The organism is Robertmurraya siralis, assembly GCF_005502275.1.
Classification (GTDB): domain Bacteria; phylum Bacillota; class Bacilli; order Bacillales; family Cytobacillaceae; genus Robertmurraya; species Robertmurraya siralis.
This window is the reverse complement of record NZ_SWLZ01000016.1, coordinates 24,050-48,028: the sequence shown is the minus strand read 5'-3', so window position 1 is coordinate 48,028 and position 23,979 is coordinate 24,050. Positions and strand designations below refer to the sequence as shown.

Annotated in this window: 19 protein-coding genes and 1 tRNA gene; 6 read left to right on the top strand and 14 right to left on the bottom strand. The window is 36.9% G+C overall.

The window, feature by feature from the left end; translation table 11 throughout:
* Positions 1–957 (bottom strand): AAA family ATPase, encoded by a 957-nt coding sequence (locus FCJ93_RS16710; protein ID WP_137744231.1) that lies wholly within the window; start codon positions 955–957, stop codon positions 1–3.
* A gap of 738 nt (positions 958–1,695) precedes the next feature.
* Here FCJ93_RS16710 and FCJ93_RS16705 point away from each other — a divergent pair.
* Positions 1,696–1,769 (top strand) — tRNA-Arg (locus tag FCJ93_RS16705).
* A gap of 332 nt (positions 1,770–2,101) precedes the next feature.
* Here FCJ93_RS16705 and FCJ93_RS16700 read toward each other — a convergent pair.
* Positions 2,102–2,716 (bottom strand): hypothetical protein, encoded by a 615-nt coding sequence (locus FCJ93_RS16700; protein WP_235879525.1) that lies wholly within the window; start codon positions 2,714–2,716, stop codon positions 2,102–2,104.
* 385 nt (positions 2,717–3,101) lie between these two features.
* On the bottom strand, positions 3,102–3,323 hold the full coding sequence (locus tag FCJ93_RS16695) for a hypothetical protein (protein WP_137744230.1): 222 nt from the start codon (positions 3,321–3,323) through the stop codon (positions 3,102–3,104).
* A gap of 383 nt (positions 3,324–3,706) precedes the next feature.
* On the opposite strand from FCJ93_RS16695, the gene FCJ93_RS16690 reads away from it, so the two are divergent.
* Together FCJ93_RS16690 and galE are read left to right on the top strand one after the other, a co-directional pair.
* Positions 3,707–3,907 carry a hypothetical protein gene (locus FCJ93_RS16690; RefSeq protein WP_095312810.1) on the top strand — a complete coding sequence of 67 codons (201 nt, stop codon included), beginning with the start codon at positions 3,707–3,709 and terminating at the stop codon, positions 3,905–3,907.
* A 448-nt stretch (positions 3,908–4,355) separates the two neighbouring features.
* The gene (galE, locus tag FCJ93_RS16685) at positions 4,356–5,351 is read left to right on the top strand and encodes a UDP-glucose 4-epimerase GalE (protein WP_137744229.1); all 996 of its coding nucleotides are present in this window, start codon (positions 4,356–4,358) and stop codon (positions 5,349–5,351) included.
* A 221-nt stretch (positions 5,352–5,572) separates the two neighbouring features.
* Here galE and glf read toward each other — a convergent pair whose 3' ends face one another.
* From glf to FCJ93_RS16650, 7 genes are all read right to left on the bottom strand, one after another.
* Positions 5,573–6,679, bottom strand: coding sequence for a UDP-galactopyranose mutase (gene glf / locus FCJ93_RS16680; RefSeq protein ID WP_095312813.1), 1,107 nt, complete (start codon positions 6,677–6,679; stop codon positions 5,573–5,575).
* A gap of 81 nt (positions 6,680–6,760) precedes the next feature.
* On the bottom strand, positions 6,761–7,777 hold the full coding sequence (locus FCJ93_RS16675; RefSeq protein WP_137744228.1) for a glycosyltransferase family 2 protein: 1,017 nt from the start codon (positions 7,775–7,777) through the stop codon (positions 6,761–6,763).
* A 14-nt stretch (positions 7,778–7,791) separates the two neighbouring features.
* The gene (locus FCJ93_RS16670; protein ID WP_095312817.1) at positions 7,792–8,427 is read right to left on the bottom strand and encodes a hypothetical protein; all 636 of its coding nucleotides are present in this window, start codon (positions 8,425–8,427) and stop codon (positions 7,792–7,794) included.
* 6 nt (positions 8,428–8,433) lie between these two features.
* Positions 8,434–10,881: a glycoside hydrolase family 3 C-terminal domain-containing protein gene (locus FCJ93_RS16665; RefSeq protein ID WP_137744227.1), complete on the bottom strand. Its 2,448-nt coding sequence runs from the start codon at positions 10,879–10,881 to the stop codon at positions 8,434–8,436.
* 86 nt (positions 10,882–10,967) lie between these two features.
* A complete protein-coding gene (locus FCJ93_RS16660; protein WP_137744226.1) occupies positions 10,968–13,871 on the bottom strand; it encodes a beta-glucosidase in 2,904 nt (967 codons plus the stop codon).
* A 585-nt stretch (positions 13,872–14,456) separates the two neighbouring features.
* Complete coding sequence (locus FCJ93_RS16655; RefSeq protein WP_211344130.1) at positions 14,457–15,767, bottom strand: sensor histidine kinase; 1,311 nt, start codon at positions 15,765–15,767, stop codon at positions 14,457–14,459.
* Complete coding sequence (locus tag FCJ93_RS16650) at positions 15,764–16,474, bottom strand: LytR/AlgR family response regulator transcription factor (RefSeq protein WP_095312824.1); 711 nt, start codon at positions 16,472–16,474, stop codon at positions 15,764–15,766. Before FCJ93_RS16650 ends, FCJ93_RS16655 begins: the two co-directional genes overlap by 4 nt.
* Before the next feature lie 553 nt (positions 16,475–17,027).
* On the opposite strand from FCJ93_RS16650, the gene FCJ93_RS16645 reads away from it, so the two are divergent.
* Positions 17,028–17,480, top strand: a complete 453-nt coding sequence (locus tag FCJ93_RS16645) for a hypothetical protein (protein WP_095312826.1) — start codon at positions 17,028–17,030, stop codon at positions 17,478–17,480.
* Between the two features lie 146 nt (positions 17,481–17,626).
* Here the strand turns inward: FCJ93_RS16645 and tnpA are convergent, their stop codons facing one another.
* Together tnpA and FCJ93_RS16635 are read right to left on the bottom strand one after the other, a co-directional pair.
* Positions 17,627–18,112 carry an IS200/IS605 family transposase gene (gene tnpA, locus FCJ93_RS16640; protein ID WP_137744225.1) on the bottom strand — a complete coding sequence of 162 codons (486 nt, stop codon included), beginning with the start codon at positions 18,110–18,112 and terminating at the stop codon, positions 17,627–17,629.
* Positions 18,113–18,295: 183 nt separating this feature from the next.
* On the bottom strand, positions 18,296–19,510 hold the full coding sequence (locus FCJ93_RS16635; RefSeq protein WP_137744224.1) for a serpin family protein: 1,215 nt from the start codon (positions 19,508–19,510) through the stop codon (positions 18,296–18,298).
* A gap of 203 nt (positions 19,511–19,713) precedes the next feature.
* Here FCJ93_RS16635 and FCJ93_RS25050 point away from each other — a divergent pair, with 203 nt between their 5' ends.
* Positions 19,714–19,863, top strand: a complete 150-nt coding sequence (locus FCJ93_RS25050; protein WP_170211339.1) for a hypothetical protein — start codon at positions 19,714–19,716, stop codon at positions 19,861–19,863.
* Between the two features lie 315 nt (positions 19,864–20,178).
* Here FCJ93_RS25050 and FCJ93_RS16630 read toward each other — a convergent pair whose 3' ends face one another.
* Both FCJ93_RS16630 and FCJ93_RS16625 read right to left on the bottom strand, forming a co-directional pair.
* Positions 20,179–20,337: a VOC family protein gene (locus FCJ93_RS16630; RefSeq protein ID WP_095312830.1), complete on the bottom strand. Its 159-nt coding sequence runs from the start codon at positions 20,335–20,337 to the stop codon at positions 20,179–20,181.
* Between the two features lie 152 nt (positions 20,338–20,489).
* Positions 20,490–22,184, bottom strand: a complete 1,695-nt coding sequence (locus tag FCJ93_RS16625; RefSeq protein WP_170211338.1) for a methyl-accepting chemotaxis protein — start codon at positions 22,182–22,184, stop codon at positions 20,490–20,492.
* Positions 22,185–22,854: 670 nt separating this feature from the next.
* Between FCJ93_RS16625 and FCJ93_RS16620 the strand changes: the two genes are divergently transcribed.
* Complete coding sequence (locus tag FCJ93_RS16620) at positions 22,855–23,952, top strand: ABC transporter ATP-binding protein (RefSeq protein ID WP_137744222.1); 1,098 nt, start codon at positions 22,855–22,857, stop codon at positions 23,950–23,952.
* Positions 23,953–23,979: the final 27 nt, after the last annotated feature.

The following is a 23,979-nucleotide window of genomic DNA, read 5'->3' as shown; positions in this document are numbered from 1 at the left end:
TTATTTCACAAGCCTTTGAACTGGAATCGGCACCCGAGCCAATACACGCTCCAGCACATCCTCAGCTGAAATTCCTTCAAACTTCGCTTCCGATTTTAAAATAATTCGATGGGCAAGCACATATGACGCTAAAAATTGCACATCATCCGGTAGTACATAATCACGTTTATACATATAAGCATATGCTTGTGCCGCTTTCATAAGCGCAATCGAACCACGAGGGCTAGCACCTAAGTAGACACTGCTATTTCTTCGTGTTCCATTTACGATATCGACAATGTAACGTTTAATCGTATCATCTACCGTTACAAGTTTAATATTTTCTTGTAGTTCTCTAAGATCATTCAAATCGATAACCGACTCTAGCTCTTCAATTGGCATCGTCCTTTGAGCACGACTAAGCACTTCCATCTCTTCGTTCACATCAGGATAGCCCATTTTCATTTTTAACAAGAAACGATCAAGCTGGGCCTCTGGTAAAGGATAAGTTCCTTCGTATTCAATAGGATTTTGCGTCGCCATGACAAAAAAAGGCTTCTCCAAACGATGGGTTATTCCGTCAACGGTTACACTGCTTTCCTCCATTCCTTCCAGCAATGCCGATTGAGTTTTAGGAGAAGTACGATTAATTTCATCAGCCAATATAATATTTCCCATAATCGGACCTGGGCGAAATTGAAACTCTAATTCTTTCGGATTGTAAATAGACACACCTGTCACATCGGACGGAAGAAGATCAGGAGTGAACTGAATGCGTCGAAACTTGGCATTCACCGATTTTGCAAGCGCACGAACCATCATTGTCTTTCCTACACCTGGGACATCCTCAAGTAGGACATGCCCACCTGATAACAGCGCAACTAAACTTAATTCCGCCACATTTCTTTTTCCAATCATTACTTTTTCTATATTTTCTAAGATCCTTCCGATCGTCGGATTCAATTGTTCGTGTGTCATGCTTTCCCTCCCGCAATTTGCTTTTGATGTTTCTTCTATTTTAACTTATTTTCGATATGATTCTGCAAAATTCCTCTTAAAAGGAGAAAATTAACAATGTATTAATGCAGCAAAAGCCTCTATCCGCTCTTCTCTTACCCTTATTTATTGTCCAAATAACCTTGTACTTTAGAGAGCCCATATTTATAAATTTCTTTAATTTCAAGCAAAAAATAATACTTATTAATTAGACGCTTCCTACTAATGAAAGTTTCAACTCAGCTATTTTAAACATCTCTTCGTACTACTTGACCTTTTCTGAGAATAACTTATAATAGTTAATGCTGATTATTGGAAAAACACGGGGATGTTTAAAGGAAAATTCGTGGACAACATTTCACATGAACGAACTGCTTCTTGAGCATTTCCTTTCACGTGTAAAGTTAATTATGTCCCAGTAGCTCAGTAGGATAGAGCACGTTCGAGTCCGCTTCTCTGATTTTTCTACAGCGTACTGATTGAGTCGCTCCTTGAGTTTGCTTTCTGAAATCAGGACGACAGTTTCCTTTTGTGTGCGTAAATTATCATATATTTTATTTCAATATGTCCCAGTAGCTCAGCAGGATAGAGCACGTTCGAATCCGCTTCTCTGATTTTTCGACAGCGTACTGATTGAGCCGCTCCTTGAGTTTGCTTTCTGAAATCAGGACGACAGTTTCCTTTTGTGTGCGTAAATTATCATATATTTTATTTCAATATGTCCCAGTAGCTCAGCAGGATAGAGCAACAGTTTCCTAAACTGTAGGTCGGGGGTTCGAATCCCTCCTGGGACGTCCTGTATGTTTTAAAGCGTTCTACCAAAAAACGCCAACCCCAATTGTATCAAGGGATTGACGTTTTTTATTTTTCTTAGAATCCTAATGAAAACTAGAGTTTTCGAAATCATTTTGCATTTTTTTGATTTGATTTTAGGCTTCAATTAATTGTTCAGGTGAATAATATTCGCATTCTAATTTTTTTAAATCTTTTTTATCCCATGTAAGTACGGGGAGATTTTCTTTAGATTTTACACTTAGTAATGCGTCGGCAAAATCAACGTTTTTTTCTGCGAAAACTTTTAATGCTTCAATTGTTATACTTTCTTCGGTTCCATTTTCTATAGTATTTACTGTTCCAATGCTTCTGGATAAATAATCGTATCAAATACTTCCCCAGTATCAGCATCTTTTAGAAAGATGGTTACTTTATAATCATCAGGATTCACACCATCAAACATCTGATACAACATACTGCTAATAGCCACACCTAAAACTGCAAAGCCATCAAAACTACCCTCGTATTTTTCTCTAATTACCACCAAAGTGATCTCAGAAAAGGACTTATTATATTCCACATCTTTGATTGAGGCAAAATCTTCACTATTTTTCATTTCTTCAATAGAAGTTTTTGTCTCGTTTTCTAACTCACTCATCATTTCTTTATGTTTTGCTTTTGACATTTTATAAGTTAAGGACCCATCACTATTCTTAGTAACACTAATACCTTCTGATTCTGCCTCGGCAATCACTTGAGCAATATCCTGCTCTTGTTCCTTAAAGAATGACTCAGGTAATGTTACCTCAACATCTAATAAATTTTTATCTACTTCTATCTTTTCATTTCCCTCTGTTTTATTATCGGTTTTCTCGCTGGATTCATTTTGTTTAGCTTCTCGACTTCCACAGGCAGAAACTAAAAGCATTATAGTCGCTAAAAGTATCATTATATTTCGTGTTTTCACTTTGTTACCCTCCAATATTATCTCTATTATTCAATAGTATAATATATTGGGAAAAATAGGCATCATTTTTTTAAACATATAGCTGTAGGGTTTTTCTCCCCTGCTTATAAGCTCATTGTTCCATCCCCTTCACCTATCAAGTATTGCTACCAAAATTTACGTGTACATAAATAAAATATTTAAAGTTACAAATCACCTACATATTAGTGCTTACGTCAGGGAATTTTATCCTTAACGAGAAAAATATAATTTCTTTATTAATCACTTTGCTATTGAATCGTTTTAGTCATTACAGCTGCTAATAAAAAATCGTTTTTATTCACATTTTTAAATGCCCAACTTTCGTTTTTAAACTTGAAGTACACAATTAAAAAATGAACGGACTCTAATTGAATCCCAATTTAGGAGGAAGTGCATCCATGGTAACTAATTTCATTCGAGTTTTATTAATTTCTTCTTTAGGGAGCTTATATTTCATTCCCCGAAAAACAATTAAGCGATTTTTTCCAGTAACTACCATGTCTCTATTAATCACAATGACCATTAATTTTATTGGAGCACATTTTAATTTATTTAAAGTTAAAGGCGGAATCTCAAATAAAATCATTAATATCTTGTCTCTTGTTTTGTGTGGTTTTTCTGTTGCTACATTTTGGACATTCAAATTAACATACGGGAAATTTTGGTTATATTTACTGACAAATTTATTGCAAAATCTGCTTTTTTCATTTCCATTAATAGCCTTTTTTGAAAAAACACAATTTCTTAACTATGTGAAGTTTTCCCGGTATCATCATTTTTACCTCTCGATGGCAATGGCTTTATTTTTATATGGTTATCAAAAATTCATTGACAAGTAAGAGCCAAGAGTTTAACACAGACTCAAATTCGTATTTTAAAACCTAACAAACACCTATATTTTTAATTATTGTTTATATGCCAAGCACTCGATCGCATAAAATTAGTAACAACCCAAAAGGTGGAGTGCGAGTGAAGACAAATAATCATAAATTTATCTTTTACACCATTGAAGGTTCTAAAATAAAATCTATCTTTACGTATGATATTATGCTGGGAACAACCCTTTATTATGTTTTTAAAGCGCTTTTTTCAATTGAAATTCTTTCATTAATTGGTTGTATCGTTGGAACGGAAGCCGTGAAAAGATTACGAAACTGTAAATTTACTTAAACCCAGGTTTCATATTTGCCTCCGCTCAATCTTTACTTTTCTCCCATTCCCTTTAATCAGTCACCTACAGCAAATCGAGAAAATGATATTGGAATGGAACATAGTGCGTACATTGTGCTCAAAATCACCGATAAAGGGGACGCAATTATTTAAAGAGTTAGAGGTATGGGCCTCATTCACAGACTTGAACTGACAGTCACAATACAACCGATATTGCACTAAAGAAAATGGGCTTTGAAATTGAAGGCGGAAAAAAGCATTTTTTAAAAGTCGATCAGCCGTTTATAGATGCATACTACATGGTGAAATGAATGTAAGCTCCACTTTGCTCCTCCTAACAATGCTCACTCGCCTCATGAAACTCGGCTTCACCCAAATTGCCTCTAGCTTCAATCTATATTAAACTTTTATTAACAATACAAGGTAATGAAATCGGAGGAATTTGGATATGAGTGTGTTGGTTTTAGGTGGGGCTGGTTATATAGGCTCTCACGCCGTTTATCAATTAATTGATCAAGGGGAAGAGGTTGTCGTTGTTGATAATCTCGAGACAGGACATAAAGATGCGGTTCATCCAAAAGCAAAATTTTATAAAGGGGACATTCGTCATATCGAATTCCTTCGATCCGTGTTCGAACAAGAAGCGATCGATGCGGTTCTCCATTTTGCAGCCCATTCTTTAGTCGGAGAATCGATGGAAGTTCCACTTAAATACTTTAATAACAATGTTTATGGAACACAAATTTTGCTTCAAGTAATGAACGAATATGATGTTAAAAAAATAGTCTTTTCTTCCACAGCAGCTACTTACGGTGAGCCTGAGACTATACCCATTTCGGAAACGATGCCGACGAATCCGACGAATACATACGGAGAAACAAAACGAATGATGGAAAAAATCATGAGCTGGGTCGAGAGAGCTCATGGTATTAAGTATGTTTCCTTACGATATTTCAATGTGGCTGGCGCTAGAGAATCTGGAGAAATCGGAGAAGATCATTTTCCCGAAACCCATTTAATTCCGCTCCTGCTCCAAACAGCACTTGGACAGCGACCGCATATTACCATTTTTGGAGAAGATTATGACACAGCGGACGGGACATGCATCCGTGATTACATTCATGTAGAAGACCTCATTGCTGCCCATCTATTGGCGTTAAAACATTTAAGAGAAGGCGGAAAAAGTGGTATTTTCAATCTCGGCAGCAGCCAAGGTTTTTCTGTTAAAGAAATGATTGAGACGGCAAGACAAGTGACAGGTAAGGAAATTCCCGCACTGTCAGGGCCACGCAGAGCTGGCGATCCTAGTATTTTAATTGCAAGCTCGGAAAAAGCTCAGCAAATGTTAGGCTGGAATCCTATTCGTACCTCCATTACGAAAATTATGGAAGACGCTTGGAGATGGCATTCTACACATCCAAACGGCTATCCAAAAGAGAAATAGCTTAATGATCCACTCTAAAATTAGGAATGAACATGCATCTCATCATAAGTGTTGCACATCCCAAATGAGGTTTATCGGCGGTTATGGTGATATATCGGCGAAAAATTGAATTTATCGGCTTTTATAAAGATATATCGGTGAAAAAACAAATATATCGGCGAATCCGCCTTAACTGCTGAAAAAGCTGTGGCAAAATAGCGTTGACACAGCTTTTTTCGTGGTTAATTTAACTCTTTTTTGGCTGCAGACAAAGCTGCAGCTATCACCTGATGCATATCATAGTACTTATACATCCCTAATCGGCCACCAAAAATGATATGTGGTTGTTCTTCGGCAAGCTTGGCATACTGCCTGAATATCTCATTGTTTCGGGTATCGTTCATTGGATAATAAGGCTCATCACCCATCTCCCATGTTTTCGGATATTCTCTCGTTATGACAGTTTTCGGCTGATTGCCAAATTCAAAATGCTTATGCTCAATAATTCTTGTATATGGGGTTTTGGCGTCCGTATAATTCACGACCGCATTCCCTTGATAGTTTTCCTGTTCCAAAACGGATGTTTCAAATTGTAGACTGCGATATTCTAATTGGCCAAACTGATAATCAAAAAATTGGTCGATCATGCCCGTATAAACAATTCTCGGATAATCTTTTAAATATTCCGCTTTATTTGCAAAGAAATCCTTATTCACTTCCACCTCGATTTTCTCGCTGGAAAGCATTTTCTCAATAATTTGTGTATAGCCTCCGATTGGAATTCCTTGGTAGCGATCGTTAAAGTAATTATTATCATAAGTAAATCGCACAGGAAGACGTTTAATAATAAACGCAGGCAGCTCGCTTGCTTTTCTTCCCCACTGTTTTTCTGTATAACCTTTAATCAGCTTTTCATAAATATCAATCCCCACCAAGGAAATAGCCTGTTCCTCTAAATTGGTAGGGTTTTCGATATTTGCTTCTTTTCTTTGCTCCTCTATTTTTGCCTTTGCCTCTTCAGGGGTAGTAACGCCCCATAATTTATGAAAGGTGTTCATATTAAAGGGCAAGTTATAAATCTCCCCGCGGAAGTTTGCAATAGGACTATTTGTATATCGATTAAACTCGGCAAACTGATTGATATAATCCCATATTTCTTTATCATTCGTATGGAAGATATGTGCCCCATATTTATGCACGTTAATCCCTGCGATATTTTCCGTGTAAATATTCCCACCAATATGCGCTCTTTTTTCAATTACTTTTACTCTTTTTCCTTTTTTGGCTGCTTCATAAGCGAACGTACTGCCAAATAAGCCAGAGCCGACAACTAAATAATCAAAACTCATGTTAATATTCCTCCAACTGAAAATTAAGCAAAAATAGCCCTCTATGAAATTTTTTCATAGAAAGCTATTTTTACATGAACATTAATTGAATCCAACCAATTTCTGTGATATTTTATAGGCCCCGATTGAAACACTGCGTCCTAACCTACCTGGTAAATTCATTAAATGCCCCATCATACCATAACGAATATCATGATACAACTCCGAGTCTTTTTCCTTAATATAGTTCCATAAATCTTTTTTCTTCTGGATATTTTCAGCTGTCCCTGAACGGATCAAAAGGATTGCCGATACAACTGTAACAATTTCAAGATGATGGAATAGATACTGGCGCAAATTCGGATTCTTAATCGTGCTTAATGGGATCGTATCGATCATTAGCTTATTCACTTTAATCTGCTGGTCAATTCTTTTGATCATGATCTTTTCTTGAACAGACTGATCTTCTCTACCAATATAGTATCTGTAAAACTCCACGTTCATATAGTACATCGTCTTAACATGCTTAAGAGGAACATAGACAAATAAATTGTCAACATAAAAAGTATGCTTCGGTAGCTCCAACCCACAATCCTTTAACAATTGTGTTCGATATATAAGCGAATGCATTAAGAGATACTGGCCTTTGCGAAATGGCTCTATATCGTCCCAAGTGAAAATTTCTCCAATTGGCAGCACGTTTTCATATTTCATCACTTTCTTATACTTTGCGCCTTCTTTTTCATAAACAAAATTGCTAACCAGCATGTCGATTGTTTGATTTTTTGCTGTAAATTCTTGAAGCTGATGCAATATTTTCAGATAAGCTCTCGTATCAACCCAATCATCACTGTCAACTACCTTCAAGTATAAACCAGCTGCATGACGAATGCCTGCATTCACAGCTTCCCCATGTCCACCGTTCTCCTGATGAATCGCCCTGATGATTGAAGGATATTTTTTTGCATACTCATCTGCAATTAAAGCGGTATTATCAGATGAGCCATCATTCACTATCAGCAGTTCAACACTTTCACCACCAGGCAAAAGAGATTCTATGCAATATCTCATATAGGCTTCTGAATTATAGCAAGGAATTACCACTGATAATAATTTCATTACTCGCACTTCCTTTACTTGACCTTGTTTTCAGGTTCTTGCTTGAAAATAATTTTGAAAATTGGAAAGAACACCCAGAATGAAATAGCACTATTGATAATCATCGTAATAACATCTGCCGTTGTTTCCCCGACTGCTCCCCATCCCCAAGTATTCATCAATAGGTTATAAATTGGAGCTTTATAGAAGCCTTGTGCTGCCGCTGCCCCAATCGTAATGACAATATAAGCAACTAAGTACCAAAAAGCAGCTTTCCAAATATTACTGTTTGATTTAAATGTAATACTTCTTTGGGCAAAAAAGTTAATGACCTGCGCGATTCCAATCGTAATTTGAACAGCAAGGAAATACGCAAGACCGCCACCACCACCTGAGGCAAGTGATCCTGCCGCATAATCAAAAACGTAGTAAGGACTGCCGTCAAAATTGTGACCAAACTGCAATACTTGAAAATTTGTAGTGACTAAGGCTGTTTTCGCGAAAATACTCTTAAAAACAGGCATTAATACTAGCTGTAATACGGTGATCCCATTACTTAACATAAAGAATACAAGGAACTGTGCAATATTAGGATGTTTTTCTTTATAATTGTTCCAAAAACCTACTGTCCTAGCAAGAACTTTATTATTTTTGTTATTCAGGTTGCTCATTCTATTCTACATCTCCTTCTCCATTCTTGCTAGGGGCTGTTCTACCTTTATCTTTTTTATCATCTTTTTTCTTTCTCTTAGCACATGCCTCAGACCCTTAAAAAATCGACCATTAACAATCATTAAAATGCCGTCTAGCATCGGCATATTAATGATTCCTCCGGTCATTCTCGCTACACCTCTAAACGGCATGTGATAGACTGACATCATGATTAAATTGGCTGTGCTTCTTTTTCCAATTTTCCATAAAAATCTATGGGCAAAAGTAATGGCATGAAAGGAAAATCTTGCAAAAGCACCCTTTGCATACTGGCATTGGGCAATCGTATCATTGTATCCAAGTGGACGGGTACGATTCCATTTCGAGTCCGGCACTTTATAGCCTAGCAGCTCTTCAAATTCTTCAACGCTCACATTATTCGCTTTGCCAGAATAGTAGCTAGGTAGCTTCACCTTCTCATATGGAAGTGGTGCACCTGTACCTGCAACAAAATGAGATTCTACTAAGCGAATATCTTCGCTTGATGCACCAATCATAATCTCATACTCAGCTTCTTCAATTTCCCATTTATTTGTCTTTACATTGAAATAACGGAATGTTTTATCATCAAACGGGATCAAAACCGTTTTTGTTTCACCGGCATTCAAAAATACTTTCGCAAAACCTTTTAACTCTTTTTTCGGTCTAAAAATATCTGTCGACTGACATCCTACGTATAGCTGGGCTACTTCCATCCCCGCCATCTCCCCGGAATTCGTTAAGTTAAAAGTAACTCCTTCGGTTGTGACATGGATATTTGTATACTCAAAGCTTGTATAACTGAGTCCAAATCCAAATGGGAAAAGAACATCTACATTTGCCGTATCATAATAACGATAGCCGATATAAAGACTTTCTCGGTATTCTACACTAACTTCTTTCCCTGGAAAGTTATGATAAGAAGGGGTATCCTCATAACGAAGTGGATATGTTTCCGCTAATTTCCCCGAAGGATTTACAGCGCCGGTAAGAACCCGAAGAATTGCCTTCGTTCCAGCCTGTCCAGCTAAGTATCCATGAACCAACCCTTTCACTTTATCAATCCACGGCATTTCTACTGCTGCTCCACATGAAAGAACGACAACAATATTTTCATTCACTTCATGCAAAGCCGATAATAAATCAACCTGGTTCTGCGGGATCTTCATGTTTTGTCTATCTAAGCCTTCCGCTTCGGTTACTTCATCAAGACCCATATATAAAAGAACAACATCTGCCTCTTTCGCAAGTGCACATGCTTTATTTATCTTCTTCCGACTATTTTTCCCGTAACGGTCAAATCCTGGTTCATAACCAATACTTGTAATCCCCGAATCGTTAAGACTATCCAATGTATTATCAAGTCGCGTTGGGTTAACGATTGATGACCCTGCACCTTGATAGCGTGGATTATGGGCAAAGTCGCCAATAATGGCAACCTTTTTGTCCTTTTGCAGCGGTAAAATATGGTCGTCATTTTTTAGCAGTACGATCGATTCCTCAGCAGCTTTTTGGGCCAGCTTATGATGTTCCTCGACATCGAATTCTCTCTGCGGTTGTTTGTAGACCTCTTCGGTTGTAAAAATTAACTCTAATAATCGATCTACACATTCATCTAAGACTTCTTCTTTTAGATTGCCACTCTTAATGGCAGCGATTATTTCTTCGTTTGTTTCACCTGCTGTCGTTGGCATCTCCAGCTCATTACCGGCAATCAGTCCTGCTACACGATCATTGCTGCCACCCCAATCCGTCACAACAACTCCATCAAATCCCCATTCATCACGGAGAATTTCGCGCATTAAGTGGATATTTTCATTGGTATAGGCGCCATTTAGCATATTGTAAGCAGACATGACTGTTTTTGTTTTGCCTTCTTTTATGGCGATTTCAAATGCTGTTAAGTAAATTTCCCGCAGTGTCCGTTCGTCAACAATCGTATCAATTGACATCCGTCTTTCTTCCTGATTGTTTACGGCAAAATGTTTCACACAAGCTGATATTCCGTGGGATTGGATTCCTCTAATCATGCTTGCAGCCAGCTTACCTGCTAGATATGGATCTTCACTAAAATATTCGAAGTTTCTCCCAGCAAGTGGATTTCTCTTCATATTGATCCCTGGACCAAGAAGGACATTCACTTTTTGGGCAAGTGCTTCTTTTCCTAAATAATCTCCTATTGTTTCTCCTAGTTCAACATTCCAACTATTTGCTATTGTTGCAGCAGTCGGATAACAAGTTGCTGGAATACTTTCATTTAATCCCAAATGATCTGCAGCAGCAGCCTGTTTGCGAATTCCATGAGGTCCATCGGCTAAAAAAATGCTGTTAATGCCGAGACGCTCTATGTCCATCGTTTGCCAGAAATCTTTTCCTGACATCAATGATGCTTTCTCTTCTAAGGTCATTTTGTTTATTAATTCTCTGTATTTCATGCTCAATTCCTCTTTTTATGATAAGGCGATACGTAAAATAGTATCGCCTTATCACTTATTTTTAGTTGTAATTTCATGTAGCGTTATTACACTAAATCGATATTTATTTCGTCTCTCTTCCTGCTATTCCGAAAGACAAAGTAGAATGCCGTTGCAATAACTAAAGCAAGCAGAATGTCAACAATAATAGTAATCACAACCCATTGAGGCATATCCGTGCTCAAGCCTCCATCAATAGCACTACTATTAGCTATCGTATATAAAATATTGTGAGCAGCATCCCTTAATGCCCATAATGTATCATTACTGTCAGTATTTATTTCCGGTACTCCCATTGGTGCAGCACCTGTAAGCATTAAATCATTTCCGTTGCGGACCGCAAGCTCTACATTCATGTATGGATAAGCATTAAGTCCACCACCATTCATATAGAAATCCGTAATCACATGGCCATTGAAACCCCATTCTTTACGGAGGATTTCCTTAAGCAGACCGTCATCAGCTCCAGCCCATTTATTTCCGATACTGTTAAATGAGGACATGACAGCTTTTGCTCCTCCTTCTTTAACAGCGATTTCAAATGGCTTTAGATAAACTTCTCGAATGGCTTGTTCGTTACTCCAAGTCAGCACGCCAAATGTACGGTTTGTTTCCTGATCATTTAATGCAAAGTGCTTGATATAGACATATCCACCTTGGTTTTGGAATCCCTTCGTTACTGCAGCAGCCATTTTACCAGAAAGAAAACCGTCTTCTGAATAGTATTCAAAGTTTCTTCCAGCAAATGCTGTACGATGTACATTTATACCTGGGGCATACCAACCACTAACACCATAGGCTTTAGCTTCGGCGCCAATATGCTCTCCCATCGCTTCGGCAAGCTCAAGATTCCAAGTTGCCGCAATCATGATTTCTGACGGGAATGCCGTACCGGATTGACCATTGGCAGCCATATTCATATTATTAATAGCAGCTGGTCCATCATAGTCTAGTGTTGCAGGTTTTCCTACAGACTCAACCTCGATCGTTCTATATCCACCAAGTGTTGCTAATTCTGCTAATTCTTTGACTGTCAATTGATCAAGTAATTGATTCCATGACTCATCATTAATATCCACACCAACATAATCTTCTAATTTCTTCCCATTATCAGCTCCTGTAGTTGGTGCTGAATCATGCGTATCAGCAGGTACATCATAGCGAATTCCATTAATGAAGTTAACAAATTCTGAATCTACTAATTTACCTAAGACCTCTTTAGTTGTTCCATCCTCTGTTGTTACCGTATAAACTTCATTTTTATTTAATTCTGTTAGGTTTTCAAAGCCGTTGGCTCTTGATAAATAGGTGGAGATACTTCCTTCACCTGTTACTTCATCATCAAACTGGTTAATGGCAATTTGTTCATCAGTAGAACGCCCTGTAGTATCATAGACAACTTCACTAAGGTTTTTACTTCCTACATCAGCAATCTTGTCATGAGAATTGTTCATAAGCATAAGTTTATATTCGCCTGCTTCTAGAACGTATGAACCAGAATTGCTGTATTCTTTGTTCGCATCATAAGCAGCCATGTCTTCCACATTAAATGTAAGTGTTACTGTTTCAGATTCTCCTGGCTTAATGATATCGGTTTTTTCAAATGCGATTAAATCAATGGAGGAGCGTTCAATTTTCCCTGTGTAAGGTGCTGAGAAATATAATTGAACAACTTCTTTTCCTTCTACTGCTCCTGTATTTGTTACTTTTACATCGACCGTTACTTCCGAATCAGTCCAATTTAGACTGTTTGCAACAACTTCTTGTTCAAAATTGGTGTAACTCAACCCATAGCCAAATGGATACTGAACTTTTTCTTCATAATTTATGACACCTAACTCTGCAGCCGTTTCATAGAAGCGATATCCTACATAAATTCCTTCTGAGTAATCCACATATTTTAATGGGACATTGCTTGAGTCAAAGGCCTGTGCATAGGATCCATCTGCGTTTTCAATTACATAATCAAAATCACCAAAGTTTATCATTGCAGGTGGATCAAGAAGATCCTTTGTATAAATATCGACCGTTTTACCTGATGGATTTACTTCCCCAGAAAGAACCTTTCCTAATGAATTAAATCCATTTTGACCCGGTCCGGCGACATTCAATATACTTTTAATTTCTTCGTACTCTTCAACCCACCCTAGTTCAAATGTATTAGCACTGTTTACAACAAGAATAACGTTATCAAAATTTTCTGTGACAGCATCAATCATTCCTTGCTCTCTATTGCTTAATTGTAAATAGTGCTTACTTGCATCTAGATCATCCTCGTAACCAAACTTTTGACCTGTTGGACCAAATGCGCCCCCGTTTGGATCAAATGTATCTGGTCCGTCCATACTTCTAGGTAAGTCTGCACCTTCACCACCTGAACGAGCAATGAAAATAATGGCAACATCTGAGAAATCTTTCGCCTGTTGCATCAATTCACTTGTATAGAATTCAGATGGCTTTGGTTCTGGAATTGACCAATCCTGTCCATCCATTCCAACAATAGGTCTTTCAATCCCTGTATCAACATAAGCTTTATATAAATGCTCATTAATTTCAAAACCTGCGTTTTCAAGGCCCGCCTTCGGTGTTACAGCTTTTGAGGCATCGGCTGAACCTGAACCAGTACCACCATAAATTGGCTCCGTGAAACTCCAACCAAAAACATTTACCTTAGCCTTATTATCTTCTGATGTTTGGATAGGCAAAGTATTATCATTATTTTGTAACAGAATAATTCCTTCATCAGCAATTTGCTCAACAATGCCCTCTGATTTTTGGCGAGCTTCGACTGCCTCAGCACTCTCTAGATCTATCGTTGAAAAATAAGCAGAAATGACATCCGAGAACTGAGCTAACGCAACGTTCGCTGCAACAATAATAACAAGTAAAACTGATAATATAGAGCTCCATACGATACGAAACTTCTTCTTACTCATTTTCTTTTTTTTCATCTTCTTTTCCCCCTATAAGTCTAAAAAAGATAAGTAAGCAAACCATGTACTTCTTTTTACCTCCCTATTAGTCAATGTATTAAGCGCTTTCTTTTCTATTAAAAATATTGAAGGGATCATGACTGTGCCTAACGCTAAAGTCAAAAGCGCTTTCATCAAGCATTTAAGAGAGGTAAACACCCCTATCTCTTTCAACGAAAATGGTAACACATTTACTCCTCGATATTATCGAGCCTTCATAAACTGTTTGATTTTTTGCATGAACTGTAATCGTATACATGAACTAAAGCACGGAGACCCTCGGAACAATTAAAGTTCGAATCGATCATGCGATGCTGAATTAAAGTCATGTTCATTTGTGCCCATCACCGTGCAGCCTGTCTATTGATAATGAAAACCTACGGTTAAAATATCATTGGCTGTAAAAATCCAAGTACCAATATTTACAGGCTTTAGGCTGCTTGCCAAGACTAGATGCACTCATTGAAAGAGCTGTACACAACTAATTTCCTCAACAAAAATGAAAGCTTGGATAGGTATCTCCACACCATCCAAGCCACTAAGTTTTCCAGCAATTAAATACTTCTAAACCAATTGTTGAGGCATTAATATTTTTAATTCAAACCATTTATCTTTCTTCGCTACATTGACAACACCGTTGTATTTTTGCACGGAATAGCGAATACTTTTTAAGCCGTAACCATGGTTGAATGTATCGAGCTTCGTCGTTGTCGGCAATCCACCTTCAAGATTAAGTTCTCCTTCAAAGTAATTTTCAAAGCGGATCATAATAAACCCTTTTTGAGAAAAAAGCGAAACGTGGATCAATCTCTTTTCCCGATCGGCAATTTTTTGCACATACTCAATCGCATTATCAAGGGCGTTCCCAAATATCGTACAAATATCGATGACGTCCATTCCATTCAGCAATGAACCATCTGCAACGCAAGTTAATGTAATCCCATTCTTTATGCAGTGCATGTTTTTACTGGTGAGCACAGTATCCAGCACCTGGTTTCCTGTTTTATTTTGAGCTTCATACGCCTTAATTTCATTTTCCATTTGCGTCAAAAACGCATTTCGTTTTTCCGGATCTTCCTCAGCCCTTAATGCAATAATCTGATTTTTTAAATCGTGATACTTATAATTAATCATTTCAATACTTTCTTTCGATTGCTGATATTGTACGTATTGATTTTGAAGGATATCGTTTACAGCTTTTAATTCATGTTTAATCCTTAAGTCGTTTAATTGAATATGGTAGGCATATAATATTGAAAAACCACCCAAGTCTACTAATGTACGAATATTAAATATCTCCTGGGCATATTGCCCACTAAAAGGGGTACGAGACGAAACAAAGCTTAAATTACTAATTCCAAAAACAGCAACTCCGATTAAAACCGTTGACCATAGTTCTCCTTGTCTTATATTTAGCTTCCCTTCGTCCGGTATATGACGTTTTTCTAAGAACCAGATAAACAAGAATAAAAGTGCAAAAATAAAGACCAAAAGAGTTAAATCTAAAATCAAACGATTTTCTTCTCCACCTAAGAAAAAGAAATGCACCTGCCACTCTAATGAGGCAACAAATTCTGCTGCCACGAATGCTCTTACGCTAAAATAACCTGCTTCTAATGGATTGATGTCGCAACACATATAAATGAATAAATACATGATTCCGATGGCAACAATCATACACGGAATCCAAAAGACAATCGGCAAATTTTTCGTAACGATTAAAAAAACAGACTGTAAAATAAGAATTCCGGCAGCAAAAGAATAAAACTTCCATCCGCAAAGCCTCTTCTTTAAAACAGAAATATAAATCATGCAAGCAATCCATTCAGCCAACGCTGTATAAAACCGTGGAATATCGGGAATGACATCAATCACTTGATCACCTCACCCCAATAATGGGACAGTGCTTCCATAAACGCCTTTCTTCTATTTCGACTTATAAGAAGTTCCTTTCCCTTCACAATTGCACAGTTATCGTTCATTCCTTCTACATGCTCCAAATTAATCAAATAGCCTTTATTCCCACGAAAGAAATGAAAACTAGATAACTGTTTTTCTAATTCCTTTAACGTCCCCGAAGTGATAAAATCTCCTGCCTTGGAAGAAAAAACAAGATTATGCCCCTGGCTTTCAACATAATAAATATCGGAAATTTTAAACCGTTGTACGCCCCCTTTTATCTTTATCGTAAGATGCTGCGTCTCCCTTTTCTTCATTCGTTCTGCCGCCCGATGTAATCGCTGAGAAAATTGGAAATACGAAATCGGTTTCAAAACATAATCTAGCGCATCAACCGCATAGCCTTTGATCGCATACTGCGCCAAATTCGTAATAAAAATAATGACCACTTCCGAGTCCTTATTTCGAATTTCCTCTGCTGCGGACATCCCATCCATAAATGGCATTTGTATATCCATTAAAATAATGTCAAATTGCGCCTGATAATTTTCAACAAATTCATCGCCGTCAGTATAAGTTTCTATTTCAATTTTTTCGCCCCTGTCTTGCTCAAACCTGCGAAGAAATTCGATCAACTGTTCTTGATAATTCATTTCGTCTTCGACTACTGCAATTCTTATCATTCTATCCCTCCTTAATAAACAGCAATAATAAGCATTCATTTATAAGAAGCCAAGAACAACTTATTTTAAACTTTGTTAAATGAAAAAATTATCCCGTGTAGTTATAAATAACGCTATATCCTTCAAATACAAACAACTAAGGACGCAAGTAAAAAATTGACTACACTAATTATAAAAAGATTCTACTGGATCATAAAAGCCTTCCATTATAATAAACTATCGTTCCTTCTGCCTATTATAAGACAAGAATGCCTTTTTAGCATCCAGAGTTGTTAAATCTTTTTTAACAGAAAAAACGCTTCACCATGAACGGCCATAATACGAGAAACAGCTGCTCCTCGAAACAATTTCGGACTAAATAAAGGAGTACAAAGCACCCAGCACCTTGCAACTTATTTCACTCATAACAGCAATTCGTTGATTGCATGATGTCAACACCCGTAGCCAATAAGACGCATGCCTAAACAAAAATTAAATTGCCAGAACGCTCTAGCTAAAAGATAATAAATCTGTGCCCCATAAACCATAAATCGGAACGAATCAGGTGATAAATATGAACACAGCTAATATTTATTTTAAAATTAACGAGCTTGAATACACAGATAGCGGTTACCGCATTTCCGTGTCTTACTCATTTTGGAAGCCGCTTATGAACTATATTTTAGCTATGTCTGATTCGATAGAAATTAGATGCTGGAATGATGAAAAAGAAGTGATAAATGAGCTAAAAGAAAGATTCTTGACGGAGCTTGTCTATAAAGTGGAACGAAATGAAACGGTATTTTCCGGAGCGTTAACACCAAAAATCGCAGAATATCTTACTTCTAATTTTCTTGGCAAGGAAAACCAGCTAAAGTGGTTTTCCCTATTCTTTCATAGAAAAGGTCGTTTCTTGTTTTCTTCTGAACATAATGGGACCGAATTTGTTGGTTATGATTTTAATACAGAACAAATTGAGACAATAAAGAAACGAATGCCTAACAATATAAACTTTCATACGTGGTAATCTTTCTAAAAATAAGTACCACCCGTGAGAACGGGTGGTTTTCTCTGCGGCTGAAAGCCTTTGTTACTGACCAAACCCTAAAGGGCTACTGAAAGGTTCGCCAATTGTACTACTTCTACTGGCCAGACCTCAAAGGCCTTCTCCCCTTAATTTTTCCTTTTCTTTTTCTTCACTTCTTCTCCTGTGAATGGATCGATATATTCCATCATCGTTAATTGTTCTGCGACTATATCATCTTGTATTTGATTACGTATATATTCTTCTATTACCTTCTTATTTCTCCCTACCGTATCCACATAATATCCTGTACACCAAAATTTTCGATTTCCATACTTATATTTCAGTTGCGCATGTCGATCGAATATCATCAAGCTACTTTTTCCTTTTAGATATCCTACGAATGCTGATACACTTAATTTTGGCCGGATACTCACTAACATATGTACATGATCCTTACACGCTGTCGCTTCTATTATCTCCACACCTTTCCTCTCACACAAAGTACGCAAGATTTGTCCAATATCTTTCTTTATTTTCCCGTAAATAACTTGTCTTCTATATTTTGGCGCAAATACTATGTGATACTTACAATTCCAAGTTGTGTGTGCTAAACTATTATTGTCTTTTGACATAAGGACTTCCTCCTGGCTATTTATTTTCGGTTGGCGAACCAAAAATATTTTAGCACCATGAGGAAGTTTTTTTAATACCACGCTGTAAGCTTTTTGGAACCCTAGGCATAGCCCAGGGTTTTCTTTTCTATAAAAACGAAAAGCATCGATTTCAACAATCGATGCTTTTTTAGTTCAATAAGCTTATTTTCCTTCCTTTGGATTTGAGATAGCACCGATAAACAAAATTGTACCGGACTGTTCATCCGTCATGACTATTACAAATGGTCGATTTACATCCATGTAGAATGGCTCTTCAGAAGTGATTTTCGCTGATTCCTCCATTGTTACTGAAGTTACCGCAGCCGCTTCCGACCCTTCTTCATTCACGTTGAGAAATGTTTTCTGCTTTACTTCACTAATTGCCACAGAAGAAGCACCTTCGAACATGTTTGAGAAATTTGCATCATCGTTAAACGCTGAGGGCATTCCAAGAGCGATTAACGCATCATTTAACAATGTTTCATATTCCATTTGAAACTTCGGGAGGAGCATCGTTCCTTCCTTTTCTTGAAAGTGAGAATTCCACTTTATCCAATTATCATATGAGAATATTTGTTCAAGCTCTTCTAAACTGGAGCTTTCTCTCGGCAAGAATATTTTCATACTCATTTCTCCATCGCCGTAAGGAAGAGACACTGCTTGAAAATCCTCGTTCTCCATGTAGGGTAATTCTTCATTAAGAAGCATTGCAGGAAGGTCAATAATAGTTCCACCATCACTATAAAACGGGCGAGACTCTGTTTGATTCTTGTTAAAACCATATTTCCATTCACCATGAAAATAAATGGCGTTAACAAGCATCGCCACTAATGACGGATCCAATTGATCCGAAACAATTTTTTCTATTTTTTTATTTGTGTTTTCCTTAACCCAATTGTTAATCTTCTTGGCTGATTTAGGCGCAGAAGGATCAATTTCTTCGATCATGGCATTATAGTAATCTTGATTATTTTGAGCAAAATCAGCTTGAAACTGATAAGCCTCATTTAGCCATATTGAATTGGCCACATTCAATTGAATTTTCTTGGAGTCCTTTTGCAGCATCGATGCCATAGATGCATTAGCCTGATTCAACTTCTCTGCATCTATTCCTTTACTATTTAAAACATTGGTCATTTCATCTTTCGTTACACCATCTGCTCCATTAAAAACCATTGATAATGCCATAAATAAACTAATAGGTGAAATCAAAATATTTCCATCATCATTAGGCTCCACTTTAGAAAGTAATTCAAACCCTAATTGATTATTAGGTGCAACGATTTCTTGATAATCATCCTTTTGAAAGTCGGCATTGCTAGTTTCTTTCCCACAACCTGTTGTCACTATAACGATTGTCATTAAAATACTAAGCACGTTTAACCTCTTCAAACTATTCACCACACGATCTTTTATAACATTAGACTGTAAAAAGGAAGAAGTCGTTACAGTAAAACCTCTGCTAAATACAGTACTGAATGATGAATAGAAAACGAATTTTTAAAAGAGTATATAACTGAAGATGAATTCATGCTTAAATCCTTTACAACAAATTGATTTTAAGAAAGGAGGTGTTCCCATTGCCAAACAACATAAATAAAATCCAAAATAAACAAGCTAAAGGGTTTAACAAAGAGGGTTCAAATTATCATCAAGAACATGCAGGAAATGTGGAAGGATACGGAGAGCCACATCCTGTGAATGGCAAAACAGCTAAAAATAAAAACTAATTCATTGTTGTTTAAGAGTGAATGATCTCTCATTCGCTCTTTTCAGCTTTTTGTGTCGCCTATGATATTGTCTCTATAATGAGGTGACTATCTATTGTTTAAGAATTTTGGTAGTTGTGTAGCCATTGTGTATAGCCATCACGGCGATTGATAAAGAACAAACAAAAAATCGTGTGTATTACGTAAACGAAGGTGAATTCCGGAAAAATCGTGATTAATTCCGGAAAAAGCAGAGGTATTTCCGGAAAAATTGCCTTAATTCCGGAATTTCACCCTACAATTCCGGAAAACAGATCAAAAGCGTGGTAACTAGTTTCATTTAAAAATACCATCTGACCAGAAGGAAGATTTAACTGTGCCAGCGCCTCCTCCTGAATACCAAATCAACTGCAAGCCGAGAACCTCTTTATACCATGAAATGGACGTCTCCATATTTCTTACAGGTATTTCATTAAACAAGATTTTTTCCAACATCACTTTTTCTCCCTTACATTACTTATAATTTACAGGCGCTTATTAGTGGATGCAATTAAATTTGAGTATACATATTCATTACTATTCAATTAAAGATAGCAAAAAACCTCCTTTCCTCATAATCAGATCGGAGGTCTCTCGCGTATTTACATTTATAATTTAAACTGTTTAATTAAATCTTGAAGGTTTTCTGCTAAATTGGCTAAGGATTGTGCTGATGATGCAATTTCCTCCATCGCTGCTAGCTGTTCTTCGGTCGCTGCTGTAACCGATTGTGTACTAGCGGCAGCCTCCTGTGAAACCCCCTGTACTTCAACAATAGACGTGTAAACTTGATCTGTTCCCGTAAGAAGCTCTTTAATTAGTTCCGAAACCTGATTTATTTGAGGAACAACACCATTAATAGCTGTTTCAATTTCGGTGAAAGTCTTTCCAGCTTCTGCTACAACTAAAATTCCTTCCTTCACTTCAGCAGTTGTATTATTAACAGTTTCCATTGTTTCTTTAGTATCTGTTTGAATATGTGCAACTAATTTGGAGATTTGTTCTGCAGAATGAGCTGATTCTTCTGCCAATTTCCTAACCTCATCTGCGACAACCGCAAAGCCTTTTCCATGCTCACCAGCTCTTGCAGCTTCAATCGCGGCATTTAGTGCCAGTAAGTTGGTTTGTGCTGCGATATTCGTAATCACTTCAATAATATTACCAATCTCTTTTGAACGAGCTGATAAAACATTAAAAGATTCAACCAGTGAAGTCACCTTATTATCAATAAACATCATTTGGTCATTTACTTGGTTAATTACTTTTCTTCCATCTCCAGACATCTGTGCTGCCTGATGTACTGTTCCAGATACCTTTTGTGTATTCTCATATATTTGTTGAGTGCTGTTATTTATTTGACTAAAGACACTTGTACTCTCTTCAATATGCTTCACCTGATCCTCTGCTCCTACAGCAAGCTCTTGAATCGTTTCTGAAATATGCTCACTAGATTTTGTGCTTTGCTCAGCACTTGCGCTCAATTCTTCAGAGGAAGCGGCAACTTGTTCAGATGTTTCCCCGACCGTACGAATAACCTTATTTACACCCTCGATCATGTTATTAAATGATTGATTCAACATTCCAATTTCATCCTTTGAATCATAGCGACCAATAACGGTAAAATCACCTTTTTCAGCTAAACCTAGTAACTTCTGTATATCTTTAATTGGTTTTGTAATTAATCCTGCAATCAATATACCGACTAAAGAAGAGATTAATAAGGAAACAATAATCACAATAATGACAATTTTCGTCGCATTTTCAGAATCGGACACTGCCAATTCATAAGTGGTTTTCGCACTTGTTGAATTTAAAGTTGAAATATTTTCAATAAGGTCATTCAACTCTACTCTTTTATCCTCTATTTTCTCTTGAAACAATTCATAAGCTTGCCCATTCTTGTTCTCCATTGCTAATCTTTTTACGTCTTCTCTTGCAATATTCAGCTCTTCATTAAGCGAAGTTAATAGATCTAATTGTTGTTTTATTTCGGGGTTCAGCTGCATTGAGGATAGTTCTTCTAATATGCTTTGCGAATTTTTGATCGTTTGATCAATATTTTCACTTAAATATAGGTTTCGTCCAGTATCTTCCGTAATTAAAAGTTCTAATAAGTATGAATTTATTGCTCTGTTGTCCTCACTAATTTGACTGAATAATTCAGCTGGAACAAGTTGTTCATGATAAATTGTCGCTGAACTTTTTGCTGTCTCAGATAACTTACTAATACTGACATATGAAATGGCTAGGATGGATATAGCAAAAAATACTATAAGGAAAAGAAGCTTGTGTAATACTTTCATATTTTTTAAGAATTTTATCGTTGTTCTCCCCATCTATAAATTTTTAAATGCATTAATAATGACCCATTTCTATTGATAAATAGAATGGGCCATTTTAAGTTAAAATTTTTTCCATTTTTATTCCTGCTTTTTGTTCACCTTTTCTCTTCTCCCACGCTCTTATAATGGGGTAAGCATTAGAGTAAAGCAACTACGGATTCTCCCCTTTCATGCAAAACTTGTCTCAGCTTTTTTAATGTGTAAACAAATATTATCACAGTTAAAATGAGTTTAATAGTATTATTTTTTCTAATTAGAATATTATTTCAATTCAGACTCATAATGAACAAACACTCATTAAAAATAAGAAAAGTCAATTTACCATTTAAGAGTTTCAGAAAACAGGTTTTATCAATTCAACTCTCCTAATCACAGGGAAATTTTTAATAGATCTTATTAAATATTACTCTCTGACTTGTTCGAGCTATTCAACACTTGCGCCCACAATCCACTCAAAAAAATATATTTCTTTAAAATTTTAATAACTTTTTTGGAGATAGGTTAATTCATTCTGTCGGCACTTTGCCTAAAAAGCTCTCTTTATTTTTGTGCAAGATGCCATTGTCCATCTATACAGCTAAAGGTAGACTATTGTTGTAAGCCTTTTCAAAACAAAAAGGAGGTCATAAAGATGGCTCAATTAAAATTAGATCATGTTTATAAAATATATGACAATAAAGTAACTGCGGTAGAAGACTTCAATTTGCAAATTGAAGATAAGGAATTCATTGTATTTGTTGGTCCGTCTGGATGTGGAAAATCTACAACATTACGAATGATTGCAGGGCTTGAGGAAATCTCAAAAGGCGACCTCTATATCGATGAGAAGCGGGTTAATGACGTACCGCCAAAGGACAGAGATATTGCTATGGTATTCCAAAACTATGCCCTCTATCCGCATATGACTGTATACGATAATATGGCTTTTGGATTAAAGCTCCGAAAATTTTCTAAAAAGGAAATTGATGAGAGGGTTAAAGAAGCTGCAAAAATATTAGGATTGGAATCTTACTTAACTCGTAAGCCAAAAGCGCTCTCCGGCGGTCAACGTCAGCGTGTTGCACTTGGTCGTGCGATTGTTCGTGATGCGAAGGTGTTCTTAATGGATGAACCTTTGTCCAATCTTGATGCCAAACTTCGCGTGCAGATGCGTGCGGAAATCGTTAAGCTTCATCGCCGTTTAGAAACAACAACGATCTATGTTACCCACGATCAAACCGAAGCGATGACGATGGCAAGCCGCCTAGTTGTTATGAAGGATGGAGTGATTCAGCAGGTTGGAGCTCCGAAAGAAGTATATGAGAACCCTGAAAATATCTTTGTAGGCGGCTTTATCGGTTCTCCTTCCATGAACTTTTTCAATGGAATAATTGAAGAAGGCAAATTTGTAACCGGCAGTACAGAAATAGATATTCCTGAAGGGAAAATGAAAATGTTGCGTACTCAAGGATATGTGGGGAAAGAAGTCGTCCTAGGAATCAGACCAGAAGATATTCATGATGAGCAGTTATTTATTGAAGCCTCTCAAGGCTCTAAGCTTCAAGTAAAAGTTGATGTTGCCGAGCTTACAGGTGCTGAAACGATGATCTATTCTTCCCTGGAAGATCAGAACTTTGTTGCCAGAATCGATTCGCGCAGCCAGATCGCGCCAGGTGAAAACATCGATATCGCATTCGATATGAACAAAGTACATTTCTTTGATAAGGAAACAGAAATGAGAATTCGCTAACATAGACAAAGTCAAAGATGATAAATA